This is a genomic window from Okeania sp. SIO2B9 (assembly GCF_010672505.1).
GTDB classification, from domain to species: domain Bacteria; phylum Cyanobacteriota; class Cyanobacteriia; order Cyanobacteriales; family Microcoleaceae; genus Okeania; species Okeania hirsuta.
In genome coordinates this window covers 1-2,641 of the sequence record NZ_JAAHGK010001094.1, presented here as the reverse complement: position 1 = coordinate 2,641, position 2,641 = coordinate 1, and the positions used below count along the sequence as shown (strand labels likewise).

The 2,641-nt window shown below is 34.3% G+C and carries 3 protein-coding genes; 1 reads left to right on the top strand and 2 read right to left on the bottom strand.

Going from position 1 to position 2,641, the window contains the following annotated elements; genetic code table 11:
* Positions 1-138: 138 nt before the first annotated feature.
* Positions 139-894 carry a response regulator transcription factor gene (locus tag F6K13_RS27670; RefSeq protein WP_124154766.1) on the bottom strand — a complete coding sequence of 252 codons (756 nt, stop codon included), beginning with the start codon at positions 892-894 and terminating at the stop codon, positions 139-141.
* Positions 895-1,640: 746 nt separating this feature from the next.
* Between F6K13_RS27670 and F6K13_RS27665 the strand changes: the two genes are divergently transcribed.
* Entirely contained in the window at positions 1,641-1,895 is a 255-nt protein-coding gene (locus tag F6K13_RS27665; RefSeq protein WP_124146783.1) for a DUF6761 family protein, read from the top strand.
* Between the two features lie 91 nt (positions 1,896-1,986).
* Here F6K13_RS27665 and grxD read toward each other — a convergent pair whose 3' ends face one another.
* Positions 1,987-2,322 (bottom strand): Grx4 family monothiol glutaredoxin, encoded by a 336-nt coding sequence (grxD, locus tag F6K13_RS27660; protein ID WP_124146798.1) that lies wholly within the window; start codon positions 2,320-2,322, stop codon positions 1,987-1,989.
* Positions 2,323-2,641: the final 319 nt, after the last annotated feature.

Genomic DNA, 2,641 nt, shown 5'->3' with positions numbered 1-2,641 from the left:
CTGTCGCTAAATAAAGGGAAAAAATCACTCTAACCTAGACAGAGCAATAATTCCCAGCATTTTTACCATCCAATAGCTACAATCCTTACAGAACAAGGTTTTGGGGAATTTTTAAGTTATAAAGCCACAAGTCTAATATTAAGCAGGTGTAACTTTTTGAGGTTGTCTATAGCTCTGATAATTCTGTTCCCATGTATTTATAGTTAAGATTTCTCGATTGAACCTATATCCTACATTCCTAACTGTCTGAATTAGACTAGGTTGGCGAGGGTCAATTTCGATTTTTTTTCGCAGAGATAGTACATGGGTGTCTATGGTACGAGGATTATCTATAGAGTCTGGCCATGCTCTGTGTAGTAATTGTGAGCGAGTTAGGGGTATTCCCCCTGATTGAGCTAAGACATAAAGGAGACTAAATTCTTGTGGAGTTAAATCAATTAAACTGCCGTTCAATTTAACTCTACGATGTACTAAATCAATAATCAAGTCACCATAATCTATACTTATAGGTGGGCTACAACTAATGCTCCTCTGCCGACGTAGTAGTGCTTCTACTCTGGCCATAAATTCTTGCATACCAAAAGGTTTGGTGAGATAGTCATCTGCTCCAGATTTTAATCCTGCGACAATATCTGCTTCAGTTGTTTGCGAGGAGAGCATAAAAATTAAGGACTTTTGCTGTTGCTGAACCCACTGACAAAATTCGAGACTATTTCCATCAGGTAGGTCAGCTTCCATAATTACTAGATTTGGGCAATGACTATGTATTAATTGCTTGGCATGATGAATATTCGCTGACTGATGTACAGAGTGGTTTGTTTGCTGCAAATGCCAACCAAGCAGCGATCGCAAACGCGGATTTCCTTCTAAAATTAGAATACAAGCAGCTCCCACTTAATTCCTAATGGCTTTTCCTATAATTAGCTACTACTAAGTTAACATAAAGTCTAGTAAGAGTTTTGTAACATAGGTCACTGCTTAGATATTTCCTCTGCAAAACTAACAGTGATTATTTTTGAGCGACTTCCCACAAGTATACTTTAATCAAAACTAATCAACTTTTACTTCCTTGCGGTAAAACCTCCTACTTAATTTTTCTCGGTTGATTACTACTTCTTTCTTCTGACTTCTTCTCAATGTGCGATGAATCAATTGTCAATTAATTATTGGCCTTACAGCTATCAAAATCTAGTCTATATCAACAGTGTTCCAGGCAAAATTTTCCCTAATTCCTAATATTTTGCACGACCAAAATCAAAGTTATCTAGTGTATTCAACATTTCACTATATCACATATTTTATTTTTTTTCCAACTCAATATTTTTGAATTTATTTTGAAAATTAGCGGAAACTACAATAAATCTATTGTAGAAATAAGATGGACTGGTAATCAATAGATTTATAAGTCTACTAAAGAGTTGAGAGGGTTGAGGAAATTGTTTTAAAATAAAAGCAGCAAAAATAATAGTCAAGAAAATGTTCAGCTATAAGTGTTCCTGTAATGTGTAATACCAACTTTATAGTTAATTAACACTAATCTAAAAAAAACACTAGAAGTTGCACTAAAAATCAAATTACATTAACCTAAAGACTAGGTTTTAACTGAAAATATAACCATTAATTCTGAGAATAAAAAGGTCATGTTAACCGACGCTCTAACAATTCGCCACTATCAAAAACTCACTGACGCCCTCGTCGAAATGTGGAACCGTGGTTACCGCTATGAGGAGATGCGTATATATTTAGATGGCTACCTAGCATCTTTGAGAATCTCAAAAGCGATCGAACCATTTTTAATTAATAGATTGGAGGAAGAAACAACTCGCTACATATACGACCCTTCAAATTTTGAAATGCCAGCATTACAAACTGAAACTGAAGTAGATTATTACTAAATTAAAGTAGTTGTAATTAAAAAATGAAGGGTATTGAATAACGCCCTTCATTCTTTTTTTTAATAGTTTTAGATTGACAAATACAGAGTGTCTAAGAGGCTAAAGCAATTGCTACCTTTTGCTCTAGTTCTTCTTTATTCTTATTGAACATTTCAATTATCACATCAGAGCCACCGATAAATTCGCCACTAATGTAAACCTGGGGAATTGTTGGCCAGCTAGAATATTCCTTAATTCCTTGACGAATTTCTGGATCTTCTAACACATCAAAAGTTTCATAGGTAGCTCCTAAAATATTCAATATTTGTACAACATTGTTAGAGAAACCACACTGGGGCATCAACTTATTACCCTTCATAAAAACCATAATTTTATTCTTAGTAACTAAGTCATCAATTCTGGCTTTCAATTCTGGAGTTAGAGTCATAGCTATTTCCTCAAATAGAAGATGTTCATCTAAGCATTCAGCATTTAGCTGATACCAACCTATTGCTGATATCTTTACCTTAACTAAATAGCCGAGTGCTGTTTGATTTATAGATACTATTAACTTGCCTGATATATTGAGGCAAATTATCAAAGTTAATCAATTATGGCTAATATAACCAAATAATCCTGTCTGCGTTGTAACTCAAAAGCAAAAATTAAAAACTTATACTCCTCAAGAGTGGGAAGCTGTGGGACAAACTTCTTAATTTTTGCTTTTGAGTTACAACGCAGACAGGATTATTTGGTTATATTAGCCA

Coding starts and splice junctions, on each gene's coding strand:
- grxD (WP_124146798.1), bottom strand. CDS start 2,322: ATGACTCTAACTCCAGAATTGAAAGCCAGAATTGATGACTTAGTTACT.
- F6K13_RS27665 (WP_124146783.1), top strand. CDS start 1,641: ATGTTAACCGACGCTCTAACAATTCGCCACTATCAAAAACTCACTGAC.